Below are 14,215 nucleotides of genomic sequence, written 5' to 3'. Positions count from 1 at the left end.
AATATGCCTGCTAATAAAAAATACCTCAGTACGCCCTTTCAGCGGTTCCTGAAAATTACAGCCGGATTTATCGGTGGTTATGTCGTCATGATCTCTTTCCACGTTTTGGTCACTCATATTTTTGAGAAAAAGGATGTTGTTGCCACGGCTTGCTTCACGGGCTATCTCCTATGGGCAGTACTGCTCTTGTTGGCCTTTCTTGCTAAGAGTGGATGGAAAATATGGGGGATATATTTAGTGTTGGCTGTCCTTTTCTCCCTGCCCTATTTCTTCAAACTGTAAGTCATCATGAATAACCGAAATTATAATATTTACTTCAATACACATACCATTAGCGGCATTATCATCTGCGCCATCCTCTATGTGATATTTTTTGCGGGATCATTTGCATTTTTTAGAAACGAAATCGCTGCCTGGCAGAATAACACGTCGTATAAGACCTATCGCGAAGATCATAAAAACGTTGATCATTTGCTCGACTCACTCAGAGGACAAACAAATTTGCATGGACGCGATATTACCTTTTATATGCACCGGGAAGGGAGTTCAGCCTATGTGGGCTTGAGTGCATCCAACGATAGTATTCTCAATAAAGAAAACCTGGCGAAGATCACGCCTGAACAAAAAGCTGCAAAAAAGAATAGCCGCAGAAGGGGTGGAGATGATGATTCAAAGAACTTTACCTATAATTTTGCCAAGAAAAAGGCTGGAGATTATGTGCAGAATTACGATATGGGCGAGTTTTTATTTCGTTTGCATTTCTTGGCCCAGCTCAATCAGGTGCCGATTCGGGTAGGCATAGCGCCATTTGGTTATCTTATTGCAGGTATTACCGCTTTTATTTTTCTGTTTGCCCTTATTACCGGGTTATTGCTGCATTGGGATAAGATCGTCTCAAATTTCTTTGTGTTCAGACCCTTTAGTAAATGGAAAACGGTATGGACCGATATGCACACCGCATTGGGCGTCATTGGTTTTCCGTTTCAATTTATCTTCGCGGTAACAGGTACGTTCTTGATCATCAATTCAGTACTCGCTTTGCCGCTGAGCAAGTTGTTGTATGATGGTGATCAGCAAAAAATGTATCAGGAGATGGGGGTTAGTGCCGAAACCAATTTTCCTTATACCTACAAACCTTTAAATGCAGACATTAATATCGCTCCATTTTTAGATCTGGCAAAGCACAAATGGCCGGAAGCCGATTTTCAGCGCATTACGATCAAAAACTACGCAGACTCCAATATGCATGTTATCATGGAGCTGGAACCGCATTTTAACAAAAGCTTTGCTGGATCGGGTCTGCTGTCTGTGCGAGCGGCCGACAATAAAGTTGTTGCCGAGAAATCACCAGTTAGCGATGCTAGCTATGCAGATGGGGTACGCAGCATTATATACCGGCTGCATTATGGCGATTATGGCGGCTACCCGCTTAAGATGGTGTACTTTATTTTGGGAGTTATGGGCTGTCTGGTTATTATCTCGGGTATATTGATCTGGTTGGTAGCGCGTGACAAAAACAACGTAATTCCACGAAAACGAAAATTCAATTTCTGGGCGGCCAACATTTTCACGGCAATATGTCTGACGATGTTGCCTGTCACAGCATTGACTTTCATTGCTATTAAATTGTGCCCTGAGGTCAATCAGGATTTTATATACCGCGTTTATTTCTATAGCTGGCTCCTATTTTCACTGTATTACATTATCCGGAGAAGCATACGCAGAACCAATCGCGAAACATTACTGGTTGGAAGCATATTGGCATTTTTTATTCCACTTGCCAATGGTTTTATGACTGGTAACTGGATCTGGGATACCTTCCGCAATGGACAGCGGGATATTTTCGTCGTCGACTTTTTATGGCTGATGATCGGTATAATTGGTGTAATCGCCTATAACAAGACTAAAAAATTCTTTGAGACGATTCGTTAACAAAGATTCTTTTCTCTCTGCGAAGTGTATACACTTTGTTTTTTAATTCCAAGGGTGCTCACAAGGTGCCCTTGGAACGTTTATAGGGTACGGCTTAAATACCTTTAAGGTCAGATCCTGGTAGACAACGCCTCATGGCGCAGAGCAATTCTTATCCAAGGATACCATACTGATGATCGCGGAAATTTCCTCTTACAATACAGCCTTAAAAAATCGGCCGAGGCGCATCAGATCCTGTGCTGTCTTTTCGTTCCAGTCCACAGCATAGTTTAGCCGAATACAGTTCTTAAACTGATCGTGCTGTGTAAACATCCTTCCCGGAGCAAAACTCAACTTTTGCCTGAGCGCATAATCGTATAGCACCGTTGAGTCTATCTTTTTGTCCAGCTCTAACCAAAGTACAAAGCCACCTTCGGGCTGCGACATTTTGGTATTTTCCGGAAAATGGGCCTCAATGCTGTTTCTAAAATTGACATAATTGCTGTACAGTTTTTTTCTGAAGCTATTGAGGTGATGGTCGTACCGGCCGATCTGTAAGAATTTGGAAACAGCTTCCTGGTAAATTGCAGGCTGCGAAATCGTTTGTATGAGCTTTTGTTTTAGGATCTTATCTTTGTATTGCCCGGGCTCAACCCAGCCGAGCCGAAAACTTGGGGCTAATACTTTGGTAAATGATCCACACCACATCACCAGTCCCTCTTCGTCAAAATATTTGCATGGTTTGGGCCGTGACGAACCGAAATAGATGTTTCCATATAGGTCGTCTTCAATCAATGGAATATGGTGGTGTGCGAGCAGTTTGACAAGCTCTTTCTTGTGCTCCTCAGGCATGAGTGCGCCCAATGGATTGCTAAAGTTGGTGACAAAACAACAGACATCAATTTTATGAATAACTTTTTTCAGGGCATCCAATTCAATTCCCGTAATAGGGTGGGTCGGAATCTCGATGGTTTTGAGGCCCAGTAGTTGAAAAGCCTGAATAAAGCCAAAGTAAAGGGGGCTTTCTACCGCTATGGTGTCGCCGGGATTAGTGACGGCACGAAGGCAGCTGTAGATGGCATTCATGGCGCCCGAAGTGATAATAAGATCCTCGTCACTTATTTTTCCTTCAAGTACCAATGACCATTTGGCAATTTCTTTCCGTAAGCTTGGACTTCCCTGTACCTGTCCATATTGATCACCGTAATCATGCAGCTCATGAACCGACTCTATAATGCATCGATTAAGTTTCTGAATCGGAAGTAATGATGCACTGGGTAAACCCAGTGAAAAGCGTGTAATTTCCTTGTCTTCCAGGGAGTGGAAAACTTTATCGATCAATGCCGCGGGATCTTGTTTCTTTTCGTCGATTTTGAAGGTAGAAATGGACGGGATAGCCATCCGACGAAGCCCGGATCGGCTAACGAAATAGCCTGATTTGGGGCGTGATTCAATGAGCGATCGACTCTCTAGTTCCATATAGGCACTTTTTGCCGTATTTAAACTTACATTGTATAATTTCTGAGCGCTGCGGACAGAAGGTAAACGATCGCCATAGACCAAGGAACCATTTTTGATCTGGTTCTCAACAATATTGGCTATTTTTTTATATAACAGTTGCTGTTCCATCCTTATGCTAATTTACTGTTTCTGTTTTGATTTAACCAGTTATTATATCGGCGGATTCCTTTTATGAGCGATTCTTCCGAACCAAATAGGTTCATCAACTGTTGCTCAAAGAAGGATTGCGCTTTGTTCATAAATACGTTGGAAAGCGTATCCGAAATAGGACCGTCGTAGGTCATTTCGACCGACAGTAAAGTCTTTCTGCAGAGTATTACAGACGAAAAGGCTTTTAATTGATTGCCTTGGTCGAGCACCAGGAAAGGCATGCTTATGCGTGCTGTATCTACCTGCTTTTTGTTTTGTATTTCTTTGATAAGCGCTAAATCAGAAAGATCCACTTGTCTGATCAGATACGGTTGATGTGCAGTTGTCGCCATAAGAATAAATCTTTTTGCTAATTTAAGAAGGGTACAGGATGCTGTTTAGGTACAGAGTGCCGTTAAAATAGGGGTACAGAAAAAAATTAGGTTGTCCGGTGATTTTTGTAATTTCCATTTGAGATCTTTACACTACGAAAAGGATATCTCCGGATCTATAAATTATGAAGTAGTATGCACAGCTTATTTCCTTTATTTATCGCAATGATTGCGATCATCGTATTGATCGAAATGTGGGCGACCAAACTACGGGTAGCCTATCCCATTCTCTTGGTTCTGGCGGGGCTATTCATTAGTTTTATTCCCACTTTGCCCGTAGTGACGATTGATCCGGACGTCATCTTTCTCATTTTTCTACCGCCCTTGCTTTGCGAGGCTTCTTGGTCAATTTCGTTTAAGGAGATGAAGAAATGGTGGCGTATTATCGGGAGTTTTGCCTTCTTGGTTGTATTCTTTACGGCACTTTCTGTCGCGGTTGTTGCCAATTATTATATACCGGGCTTTACACTAGCGTTGGGCTTTCTGCTGGGAGGCATTGTGTCACCGCCAGATGCTGTCAGCACAGGAGCGATTATGAAATTTGTGAAAGTTCCCAAAGCTACCTCTGCGATCCTGGAAGGCGAAAGCCTATTAAATGATGCTTCATCATTGATCATAGTCCGTTTTGCTCTTATTGCTGTTGGGACAGGTCAATTTGTATGGGGACAAGCTGCGGTATCCTTTATCTGGATGCTGGTCGGTGGTGTGGGTATTGGCCTGTTATTGGGTTGGTTTTTTATACAGGCACACAAGCGTCTACCGACAGATGCGCCCTCGGATATTGCACTTACCTTGATTGAACCTTACTTTATGTATTGGATCGCAGAGCAATTTCATAGCTCAGGGGTGTTGGCTGTCGTTGCCGGTGGCCTTTTGATGTCCGGTCAGCGGCTGACATTTCTCAATAGTACGAGCCGGGTGCGGGGGCTGAGTGTCTGGGAGAGTTTTGTATTTATCCTGAACGGTATCGTATTTTTTATTATTGGATTAGATCTTCCGGAGATTGTTGCGGGTTTGCGGTCCAATGGAACGTCGCTGTTAGAAGCCATCGGGTACGGTCTTTTGGTAACGGGAGTATTGATCCTTGCTCGTATTATCAGCTCGTATGCAGCCATGATTGCTACCCTTATTTTTCGCCCGGGTGTGGCGCCAAGATCGAGATCTACCAATCAGCGTTTTCTAATGCCTCTTTTGTTGGGCTGGACCGGCATGCGTGGTGTGGTGTCATTGGCAGCAGCATTATCCATTCCTGTCGTTATGAATGGTGTGGCTATTCCGCAGCGAAACCTGATCTTATTCATCACCTTTGTCGTGATCTTATCCACGCTCTTGATACAAGGGCTTACCTTGCCCTACTTAATCAGAAGGACTAGGCTGTTCGAAACATTTGAAGAAGAGCCCGAAGAGCAGGTCCGTAGTCGCATGAAGCAAGGGTTGAAACATCATGTTTACCAATTTCTGAAAGATAAACATGAGAAAGAGCTGCACAACCGTGATGTTATGGACCGCATTTTGAAACATTGGGAAGAAAAGGTGAATGCGGCCGATGATTCGTGGATGAATGAAAAAACGAAAGTGATATTTATGGAGCTTTTGGATGTACAAAGGGAGTATCTTCAGAAGCTAAACTGCGAGTCGACTATTGACGAGGGGATTGTTCGTTCGCAGTTATATCAACTGGACTTGGAAGAAGAGCGGTTGCGGCGGATTTAGTCATAGGGTTTTATAAATGCCTCAGGGCAATAATGTATTTTTAACTAAAGGTTCCAATGAGGAGCCATGCTGAAATATGAAGGTAATTATAACAGGAGCCACCGGAATGGTTGGCGAAGGCGTTTTGCTGGAATGTCTACAAAATGAAAAGGTAACAGCCGTGCTGAGCATTTCCCGCCGGACTGCTGCCATTCAGCATCCAAAATTAAAGGAACTTTTGGTCGAAGACTTTACTAAACTCTCGCTATTTAGAGATGCGATTGCAGGCTATGATGCCTGCTTTTACTGTGCTGGCGTGAGTTCTGTGGGAATGAAAGAAGACAAGTACCGTTATATTACTTATGATACAACACTAGCTTTTGCAAAGTCTCTGCTGGAAATCAATTCGGAGATCAGTTTTATTTATGTTTCCGGAGGAAGCACCGATAGTACGGAGCAAGGCAAAGTGATGTGGGCTAGGGTTAAGGGTAAAACAGAGAATGATCTTGCCAAATTACCGTTCAAAAAGGAGTATAACTTTAGACCAGGAGCAATGACGACTGTTTCAGGGCAAAAGCATGCCAATCCCTTTGCTTTTGTGGCCAAAATAATCAAATTTTTTGCCCCTTCAGCAGTACTTTCCCTACATGAAGTCGGACGTGCCATGATACATGCCGTGGAAAGAGATAACGTTAAGAATATATTGGAGATTAAAGATATTCGGGCCCTTGCTTGACCGCTTAGTTAAATATTTATATAGCAATCGGAATAATCCCGATTATTTGCAAATTATTTGACAAAATTATAATTGGTTTATTCCTTCATAATCGGCCTTCTATTCAACTTGTTCGACCAGCTGTTGGCTAGAAATTTTCTCGAAATAGCTTTCCATCTCTTGGTTACACCTTTCTATAAACGTTTTTGTGCGTTTTTGCAATTCTATAATTGTTAGTGGATTTCCTTTATAATTTGCATTATATCTAAATTCCTGCTGTGCTTCCGTAATGTTTTTGAAGGCGTTAAGCTGATCTTGATGATCCAAGCAAAATATGAAGTAGGCATCAGGAACTATCAATTTGCAGAGTTGCATGAGGAAAGTAAGGTTGACCCGTTGCGGTTTGTATTGAAGTACGGTATTGATTACGCCAAGACAAACTTGTTCCAGCGCTTGAGATAGCATAAAATATACGGCCTCTATGCTTATTGCCGAGCAGTATTCCTCATAAGGCAAGTATAATGTGCGCGCATTATTATAGCGCGTCTTCCATTGTTGACGTACATAATCTAGATTTAGCTGTGGGGCAACGATGCTTTCCAGATCGATATTGGCCATGGATGTATTTTGCAACCAGATGTCACCTGCTTTCAGGAGTGAAAGAAAAAAGGGATGACCCTTTGAAAACTGTTTGCTGAAAACGGCTGAGTTTTCCAGGGCCAGCGTGAGCGACACATTGTTGGGAAGCATATCCGCAATGAGTTGTGTTAAATTATTGAGTTCGCCATTTAAAGTCTCATAAGCAACAAAAATATAGTAGGAATGGGTGATGTGGTCCTTTTTGGCTCTTTGGAGCGCATTATGGTATCTGTGATAATCAGAGTCATAACCAAAACAAGCAACCAAAGCAGGTGTACAATAACATTCAATTGCATTAAGAATAAGATCCCGATAGTTGGAGTTACAATAGGTTTGTTTGTATATATCATTGTTATTTTTGTAATTTTCAACTTCGTTATTACTATTTTGAAGAATGGTTAGTTTTACCCTTATTTCTTCGTAGAGAAGATTGGAATAATCGTATATCCAGTTTAATGTATTGATCGCAATCTGATAGGCTGTTTCTAATACATCTTCATCGATAAAATAATCAAAGTGATATCGATAGTCGATGTAAGCCTTGTTAATTTTCTCCAAAGCTTGTTTTTTTTCGTTATTATCGGCTAGTGTACCGAGGCGATCGTCGAAAGCTCTGAGATAGTTTATATGGTTTTTTAAGGAATGGGACTTCTTATCCTCAACAACGAGGATATTTTCGGCTGTTCGAAATGCAAGCTCTAAAGCTTGATGTAGCATGAATGCTGCGTGTGCATAATTTTTATGCTCAAAATAGAAATTGTAGCCATCAATAAAAGATCGAATCTTGCTCTTTTCCTTTTCGATATATGTCCGTGTTTTTTCGATGACTTCGTCACTTTTATTATTGGGTAAGACAAGGGGAATCTCTTGCACAGGATTCTGATAAATGCGGTTTTCAGGTTGGCAAATAAGATAGGCCCGGCCTAAACCTTGATCCACTTTTTGTTGTATTTCGTGCGTGAAGTTCACATTGATATACACATTGGGATAGGAGCCAACAGTTTTGTTTATCAGACTGTTGGCGTCGGAAAATCGAATTCCGGCATTTGAGGTAAGATTGACCTGTAGCATCTGATACTTTTTACCATCGTGGTCAAAAGTCCATTGGTAGATTTCATCGACAGCAACAGAACGAAGGATTGCCTCGATAATAGGGTTAATATCGGTATTCATAATATGGGTTGAATAAATGGTTGTATTTAGTTTTACAAATTTCCTAAGCGATCGCCTTGGTAAATTTTATTTCATCTTTATTGGTAAGGAGATAGCAGAGCTCAATCAATTTTTGAAAGTTGAGGAGGAATTCAGGGATATCCAGATCCCCATAGTATACTGTGCCTTTGTTCAATACGAATCCTCTGTGCATGAGATCTGTAAGGTTGTCGCGCCAATCGAAAATTGGATAGGTAAATAGCATTTTAATGAGATAGTACTCTGGATAACTCGCTTCCAGTAGTGATAGAGCTGTGAAATTTCCAATTGTATTTTTGTCCCGGAATATATAATATAAGGAGACCTCTCGGCGTGGAGTTAATGCTATTTCTGCATCTCTATCAACAAACCAAAAGACTTCCTCGTATAAAATATCTAAGAGTGTTATTGACTGGGTAAATAGCCAAAATCTACTTTCAGGAATATATACTTTGAACGCATTATCCCAGCTTTTAAAGTCCCTCTCTGCTGATATATATAGGCTGTTAATGAATGCTTGCCAGTCCTGTAGATCTTCTCCTCCCAAAATGTTTTTGATTTTTTGGAGGGTCTCGGTCTTTTGTGGACTTTTCTTTATTTCACCTGTCAATGTGTTGATTTTTTCAGATGTTGGAGTTTCTTCCGCTAAATTTTCAGAAATTTCGCTCTTTACATTTTTTTCCTGATAAGATTCAGGGGTATTCGGCAGAATTGCATCTTCATAGATCTTTCCGAGAGCAGCAGCTAGGCGCAGTAGGAATTCTTTTATAGCAAGAATTTCATGGCCATTGTCGCCTAAAAAGCCATTATCTCTGTCTCCTAAACTTATCCATAAATCATCAAGAATGTTGTACCATTGTTGTAAAGACTCATAAGAAAAAAAACGGCTAATGCTGTCTGCTGCAGTATCAATATTGCTTGCCGATGAGTCTGTTGCTAATAGCTGATTCCAGTAGTCTGAAACGCCTTTGTTGAACTTCAGCGGTTGTTCTATTGTTTTTAGTTTACATTTCCTAAAAATAACATAGGCCAATTCCACCTGTTCAATTAATTTTCTAGTGAGATATCCGGTAGAGGAACGTGGTGGGTTCATCTTTGCGTTTGAAGCCGCGTTAATTAGCGTATTTAGGTCCGCTAACCAGTCACGTATGGATGTTTCGCTTTCAAAGAACCCAATGAGATATTTCATCGGATCGTCGATGTGTTCTTGGGTTAAATAGCGAAAATGTTTCGCTTTTAGTTTCTTTTGCGTATTTTTCATCAGATTATATGTTTTAAAGTTGATGAAACTGCTGCTTGGGCTCATAATGATCTGTGCACTGATCTATAGCCCTGTTGGTTTCATTTGTTAGTTTTTGGTGAATGATGTGTTTATAATTATCAATAGTTAAGCTAATTTAAACACTAATTTTCAATTAATCAAATTTTATATTGATAATTATTGATTATGAGTTCTTTTTTAACGAGAATTAAAGTTATTGCAGATCGAGAAGGACTGAGCGTGACAGCCTTTGAAACTGCCGTTGGAGCTAGTAGAGGCGTATTTACACGTGCCTTAACCAACAATACAGATGTACAGGCGAAATGGTTAGTTAGTATTGTTGAAAAATATCCTGCATATTCTTCCGAATGGTTGTTAAAAGGCGAAGGTGAGATGCTAAAGCCCGTTCTTGCTCAGGAAGAAGAAAAGGAGGGTTATGTGACAAATGAAATTGAGGGCGTTACTAATGCCGTTGTCAACTCCTTAAGACAGGTTATATCGTCACAAAATATCACAATTAAATCTCAGGAGAAGACAATTATTTCGTTGGAGCGATTATTGTCAATTCAAGAGCAAGAAATAAAATCGTTAAGAAATAAATAAACCACAGATTTTTAAAAAGGAAAAAAGTGAATGTAAAGGAACGTGTGCTGCTGATCGCTGAAACCAAAGGCATCAGTAAAACCGAATTTTTCAAAGATGTGCAACTTTCCTATGCAAACTTTAAGGGAGGGCAGAAAAATACTGCACTCAGTTCAGATGCTATGGTGGCTATACTATCCAAACATCCTGACATTAGCCCAGCCTGGTTGCTCATGGGTGAAGGGACTATGATGCGAAAGGATGAGAAGGGGGCACTCAGTGCTCTACCTGCCGAAACAGCTCATGTCACTGCCGAAGGTCTTGGTATTTATAAACAGCTGGTCAATGCCTTAGAGCAAACGGTCAAGGCACAGGAAAAAACAATCCTCTCATTGGAAGGTCAGGTAAGTTTATTACAGCGCAAATAGCCACATTGCGTAGTTTAGAAACCAAACAATCTCCTGCCCAAAAAAATACCTGATTCCGGTGATTTCATTGGCCTCCTTTTTGTTTTAATTTCGTTATTGCAACGGTGCGTGTTTGACCGGTAGCCAGGAAAAGTTTCTATTGCATTTATAGATGTCTCGTGCCCTGCTTTGATCGCAATGGAGCGACCAGTAGTCATGTATTCAAAGAATTAATTTTATGCCAAAAAAAGGATTACTCATACTCTGCTTTTTTGTTAGTTGGTTTGTGCATCACGCAGTAGGACAGCCAGCGGGTCAACGGCCACTTTATACCTCAACATGGGGGCACCTTTTCCGTGAAGCAGGAAATAATAAAGACCTCTTGGGAGTTTTTCCAACAGAGGCACCTGTGTATCTGTTGGATTCCACCAATACGCAGTACAAAGTGCAGGTGAATAATGGGGATATCGGTTTTATAGACCGTCAGCCTCTGAAAAGTGCCATGGATGGAAAAAGGTCTGCCGGAGAACCACAACAATATTTCTATCGCGGAACAGAAGGCGCTCAATGCCCACATTTCTATGTACAGGTCTCGCAATTGCGCGTGCGTAAGGCACCCAATACCACAAGTACCGCTGTGCGTAGGGCGGGGCTCAATGAAATGGTATGTATCGATTATGTGCCGCTCTACACAGATGGATGGGTCTACATCGGAGACCACTTCCATGAAAATCCGGAGTACATTCAGATGAAATTTTTGGGTGCTGAGTTAAGCTATGACAAGGTCCTTAAAGAATATTTGGCTGTCAAAGGGAAGGACCAGGAGGAAGAACTGATACAGGCAGGCCGTCTACGTGAAATCGGCTGGACGAAGTATTCCAAGTTAAAACAGGCGCTTACCTATTGGAAGGAATCTTACGACAAAGCGGGAAAAGTGGACCCCAAGGTTGATGTCGATTTTGAACTGTTAATGGCCGATAAATTTCAACATGAGTTCCAGTCCGAAGTGTACACAAAGAAACTGAAGGCCTTAAACTTCCATTTCGAATGGAAAGGAGTGTCTTTATTTGATGGTAAAATCACAGATGGACAAATGAAGCAACTGGCGCTGCAGCGGGTTACCGAAATCCCCGATATGCCCGAATGTGGCTGGGAGCCGCAGTATTATTATAAAACACCGAATATGATCGTTGCCTTTGAAGAAAATTATAAAGGCAAAGTGGTCGGAACCTTGTATAAGCTATTTTTTAGTGCGGGTGAAGCTATTGTGTTGGGGGACCAGCGGATGGATGCCAATTATGCGGAAAGAGACTTTGTAAACCACTTTGGTGAACTGCTTTCGGCAGACTGGATTTCAACGCCACATACTTTCTATATTCAAAATGGCGATGCAGGATTATTTATTTTCAGATTTGTTGATGGGAAACTCGCCAGCTATGAGTGTATGTATTATTGTTGATATTCGGAAATAGCGTCGGGGTCACGTAAAGACCTCCAAGTGTCTGAAAATGTCCCTCGTTTGTGTCTTTAGTAGGGGTTTTATTAACCATGAGGAACAGGGATGCTCAAAAAAGTAAGGCCCTTTGAAAGGAGATTAAAATTCCGCTTTCAAAGGGCCTTTGTATGTTATTGAAAACTTAAATTACACTATTTGCATTTCAAAGAGTTGGGCAATATGGCCTTTAAGTTTCCCTTTCACGTCTTCCATATCAACTTCTTTGCCAAGCTCCCGTTTTAAAGACGTTACATCCTTATCGTCGATGCCGCAAGGAATGATGTTGCCGAAATAATCAAGATCTGTATTGACATTGAATGCGAAGCCATGCATGGTCACCCAGCGTGAAGCACGCACGCCCATTGCACAGATCTTGCGTGCAGTTGGTTTATCCGGTTCTATCCATACTCCCGTAAACCCGGGATATCTCCCTGCTTCGATACCATAATCCGCACAGGTCAGTATGATGGCCTCTTCCAGTGTACGCAGATACAGATGGATATCGGTAAAGAAGTTGTCGAGATCCAGGATCGGGTAACCGACAATCTGTCCCGGACCGTGATAGGTAATGTCGCCACCCCGGTTGATCTTATAGAATTTGGCCTCTTTCTCTTCCAGTCCTTTTTCATCTAACAGCAAATACTCCTCGTGCCCGCTTTTCCCTAAGGTATAAACATGGGGATGTGCTGTAAAGATCAAGTAGTTCGGGGTACTGGTTGCTGTTGCGTTGACCCTATTGTCATGTTTAATGTCCAATACGCCCTTAAAGATGGATTCTTGTCTGTCCCAGGCTTCCTGATAATCGACAAGCCCCCAATCTTGAAACTGCACCTCTTTGTTCATTTCGTATTTTTTTAAGCTTGTGAATGGAACATAAGGCCCCATTCACAGCATTGTTTCTCAAAATTAATACAATAAGTTATTGTATGGGTAACGTTCATTGTGCATCTTCACAATGATATCGTAAAGTTTTTGTTTGAACTCTTCGATATTCGTTTTATTCGTTGCTGATAGAAAGATTGCTGGATCAGAATTTTTTGCCATCCAGGAATTACGAAAATCATCCAACGTGACCTCGATTTCCTCACCATCGTGTCCTTCTTCGACGGCCGGTTTATAAAGGTCAATTTTGTTGAACACTGTAATCACCGGTTTGTCAAGTGCTTTAAGATCCTTCAATGTTTCGTTTACCGCCTGGATATGATCTTCAAAATTCGGATGCGAGATGTCGACCACATGGATCAGGACATCGGCTTCCCGAACTTCATCCAATGTGGATTTGAAACATTCCACCAAATGGTGCGGTAGTTTGCGGATAAAACCAACGGTATCTGAAAGCAAAAAAGGAAGGTTGTCGATCACAACTTTACGTACCGTTGTATCCAATGTTGCGAAAAGTTTATTCTCGATCAGTACATCAGACTTGGAGATCATATTCATGATCGTTGATTTTCCGACATTGGTGTAACCTACCAAAGCTACACGGATCATCTCGCCACGGTTTTTTTGTTGTGTCTCGTTTTGCTTGTCGATTGCTTTTAGGCGTTCTTTGAACAGGGAAATCTTGTCCAGGATGATCCGTCTATCGGTCTCGATCTGTGACTCACCCGGACCACGCATACCAATACCCCCGCGCTGACGTTCCAAGTGGGTCCACATACGGGTCAGACGTGGTAATAGATATTGCAGCTGTGCCAATTCGACCTGTGTCTTTGCCTGAGCAGTTTTGGCATGTCGGGCAAAGATGTCCAGGATAAGGTTGGAGCGGTCCAATATCTTGCGTTTCAATTCTTTCTCAATATTACGCAGCTGCGAAGGTGAAAGCTCATCGTCGAAAACAACGATGTCAATTTCCTCCGCTTCAACGTATGCTTTTATTTCTTCCAGCTTTCCACTGCCGACAAATGTAGCGCGATCTGGGAAGCCCAGTTTCTGTGTAAACATGCCTTTGGTCTCGCCACCGGCAGTCTGTACCAAAAATTCAAGTTCCTCCAAATATTCCTTTGCTTTTGTCTCCGTCACACTTGGCGTGATCACACTCACCAGGACGGCTGTTTCGGGTTTTATTGCTGTATCGTGTATTTTAATTCTGGCCATTTTGTACTATTAAGTCTTTCAAGTGAAGTAGGGAGGTCATTAAGCTTTGCAATGTATGCTATTGCCTACCTCTTGTTATACGTTCACTTTTTAAATTATTTTCAATGAGCTTGTAAGCCCGGTTTTTGTTTGAAAAGGTAAATTTAAGAATTTATGCGTTTGTACACCACACAAGACTGATGC

The 14,215-nt window shown here is 41.6% G+C and carries 13 protein-coding genes; 7 read left to right on the top strand and 6 right to left on the bottom strand.

What is annotated here, in order from left to right; all coding sequences use genetic code 11:
• The first annotated feature begins 3 nt into the window (after positions 1–3).
• The gene (locus tag BGP15_RS08010; RefSeq protein WP_046672687.1) at positions 4–282 is read left to right on the top strand and encodes a hypothetical protein; all 279 of its coding nucleotides are present in this window, start codon (positions 4–6) and stop codon (positions 280–282) included.
• 6 nt (positions 283–288) lie between these two features.
• On the top strand, positions 289–1,932 hold the full coding sequence (locus BGP15_RS08005; RefSeq protein WP_286769178.1) for a PepSY-associated TM helix domain-containing protein: 1,644 nt from the start codon (positions 289–291) through the stop codon (positions 1,930–1,932).
• A gap of 192 nt (positions 1,933–2,124) precedes the next feature.
• On the opposite strand, the gene BGP15_RS08000 is transcribed toward BGP15_RS08005, so the two are convergent.
• The gene (locus BGP15_RS08000; RefSeq protein ID WP_286752764.1) at positions 2,125–3,540 is read right to left on the bottom strand and encodes an aminotransferase-like domain-containing protein; all 1,416 of its coding nucleotides are present in this window, start codon (positions 3,538–3,540) and stop codon (positions 2,125–2,127) included.
• A gap of 2 nt (positions 3,541–3,542) precedes the next feature.
• Entirely contained in the window at positions 3,543–3,914 is a 372-nt protein-coding gene (locus tag BGP15_RS07995; protein WP_286769177.1) for a hypothetical protein, read from the bottom strand.
• A 174-nt stretch (positions 3,915–4,088) separates the two neighbouring features.
• Between BGP15_RS07995 and BGP15_RS07990 the strand changes: the two genes are divergently transcribed.
• The gene (locus BGP15_RS07990; protein ID WP_286752762.1) at positions 4,089–5,666 is read left to right on the top strand and encodes a Na+/H+ antiporter; all 1,578 of its coding nucleotides are present in this window, start codon (positions 4,089–4,091) and stop codon (positions 5,664–5,666) included.
• Positions 5,667–5,742: 76 nt separating this feature from the next.
• Positions 5,743–6,381 carry an NAD-dependent epimerase/dehydratase family protein gene (locus BGP15_RS07985; RefSeq protein WP_286752761.1) on the top strand — a complete coding sequence of 213 codons (639 nt, stop codon included), beginning with the start codon at positions 5,743–5,745 and terminating at the stop codon, positions 6,379–6,381.
• A 99-nt stretch (positions 6,382–6,480) separates the two neighbouring features.
• On the opposite strand, the gene BGP15_RS07980 is transcribed toward BGP15_RS07985, so the two are convergent.
• Complete coding sequence (locus BGP15_RS07980) at positions 6,481–8,172, bottom strand: HEPN domain-containing protein (RefSeq protein WP_286769176.1); 1,692 nt, start codon at positions 8,170–8,172, stop codon at positions 6,481–6,483.
• 43 nt (positions 8,173–8,215) lie between these two features.
• Positions 8,216–9,451, bottom strand: coding sequence for a hypothetical protein (locus BGP15_RS07975; RefSeq protein ID WP_159333465.1), 1,236 nt, complete (start codon positions 9,449–9,451; stop codon positions 8,216–8,218).
• A 186-nt stretch (positions 9,452–9,637) separates the two neighbouring features.
• Here BGP15_RS07975 and BGP15_RS07970 point away from each other — a divergent pair, with 186 nt between their 5' ends.
• The 3 genes from BGP15_RS07970 (at position 9,638) to BGP15_RS07960 (ending at position 11,899) form a co-directional block, all read left to right on the top strand.
• Positions 9,638–10,054, top strand: a complete 417-nt coding sequence (locus BGP15_RS07970) for a hypothetical protein (RefSeq protein ID WP_070561335.1) — start codon at positions 9,638–9,640, stop codon at positions 10,052–10,054.
• A gap of 26 nt (positions 10,055–10,080) precedes the next feature.
• Entirely contained in the window at positions 10,081–10,461 is a 381-nt protein-coding gene (locus tag BGP15_RS07965; RefSeq protein WP_070561333.1) for a hypothetical protein, read from the top strand.
• Positions 10,462–10,678: 217 nt separating this feature from the next.
• Positions 10,679–11,899 (top strand): SH3 domain-containing protein, encoded by a 1,221-nt coding sequence (locus BGP15_RS07960; RefSeq protein ID WP_286769175.1) that lies wholly within the window; start codon positions 10,679–10,681, stop codon positions 11,897–11,899.
• Between the two features lie 183 nt (positions 11,900–12,082).
• Here BGP15_RS07960 and lipB read toward each other — a convergent pair whose 3' ends face one another.
• On the bottom strand, positions 12,083–12,778 hold the full coding sequence (gene lipB / locus BGP15_RS07955) for a lipoyl(octanoyl) transferase LipB (protein WP_286769174.1): 696 nt from the start codon (positions 12,776–12,778) through the stop codon (positions 12,083–12,085).
• A gap of 63 nt (positions 12,779–12,841) precedes the next feature.
• Positions 12,842–14,032: a GTPase HflX gene (hflX, locus tag BGP15_RS07950; protein ID WP_286769173.1), complete on the bottom strand. Its 1,191-nt coding sequence runs from the start codon at positions 14,030–14,032 to the stop codon at positions 12,842–12,844.
• Positions 14,033–14,215: the final 183 nt, after the last annotated feature.

Origin of the sequence: Sphingobacterium sp. 40-24, from assembly GCF_001899705.1 — a bacterium.
Classification (GTDB): domain Bacteria; phylum Bacteroidota; class Bacteroidia; order Sphingobacteriales; family Sphingobacteriaceae; genus Sphingobacterium; species Sphingobacterium multivorum.
Note: the sequence above shows the minus strand (reverse complement) of the source record. Positions and strands in the feature narration are given on the sequence as shown.

Bases quoted from the DNA above. Each gene is read 5' to 3' on its own strand.
- BGP15_RS08010 (WP_046672687.1), top strand. From the start codon at position 4: ATGCCTGCTAATAAAAAATACCTCAGTACGCCCTTTCAGCGGTTCCTG.
- BGP15_RS08005 (WP_286769178.1), top strand. From the start codon at position 289: ATGAATAACCGAAATTATAATATTTACTTCAATACACATACCATTAGC.
- BGP15_RS08000 (WP_286752764.1), bottom strand. From the start codon at position 3,540: ATGGAACAGCAACTGTTATATAAAAAAATAGCCAATATTGTTGAGAAC.
- BGP15_RS07995 (WP_286769177.1), bottom strand. From the start codon at position 3,914: ATGGCGACAACTGCACATCAACCGTATCTGATCAGACAAGTGGATCTT.
- BGP15_RS07990 (WP_286752762.1), top strand. From the start codon at position 4,089: ATGCACAGCTTATTTCCTTTATTTATCGCAATGATTGCGATCATCGTA.
- BGP15_RS07985 (WP_286752761.1), top strand. From the start codon at position 5,743: ATGAAGGTAATTATAACAGGAGCCACCGGAATGGTTGGCGAAGGCGTT.
- BGP15_RS07980 (WP_286769176.1), bottom strand. From the start codon at position 8,172: ATGAATACCGATATTAACCCTATTATCGAGGCAATCCTTCGTTCTGTT.
- BGP15_RS07975 (WP_159333465.1), bottom strand. From the start codon at position 9,451: ATGAAAAATACGCAAAAGAAACTAAAAGCGAAACATTTTCGCTATTTA.
- BGP15_RS07970 (WP_070561335.1), top strand. From the start codon at position 9,638: ATGAGTTCTTTTTTAACGAGAATTAAAGTTATTGCAGATCGAGAAGGA.
- BGP15_RS07960 (WP_286769175.1), top strand. From the start codon at position 10,679: ATGCCAAAAAAAGGATTACTCATACTCTGCTTTTTTGTTAGTTGGTTT.
- lipB (WP_286769174.1), bottom strand. From the start codon at position 12,778: ATGAACAAAGAGGTGCAGTTTCAAGATTGGGGGCTTGTCGATTATCAG.
- hflX (WP_286769173.1), bottom strand. From the start codon at position 14,032: ATGGCCAGAATTAAAATACACGATACAGCAATAAAACCCGAAACAGCC.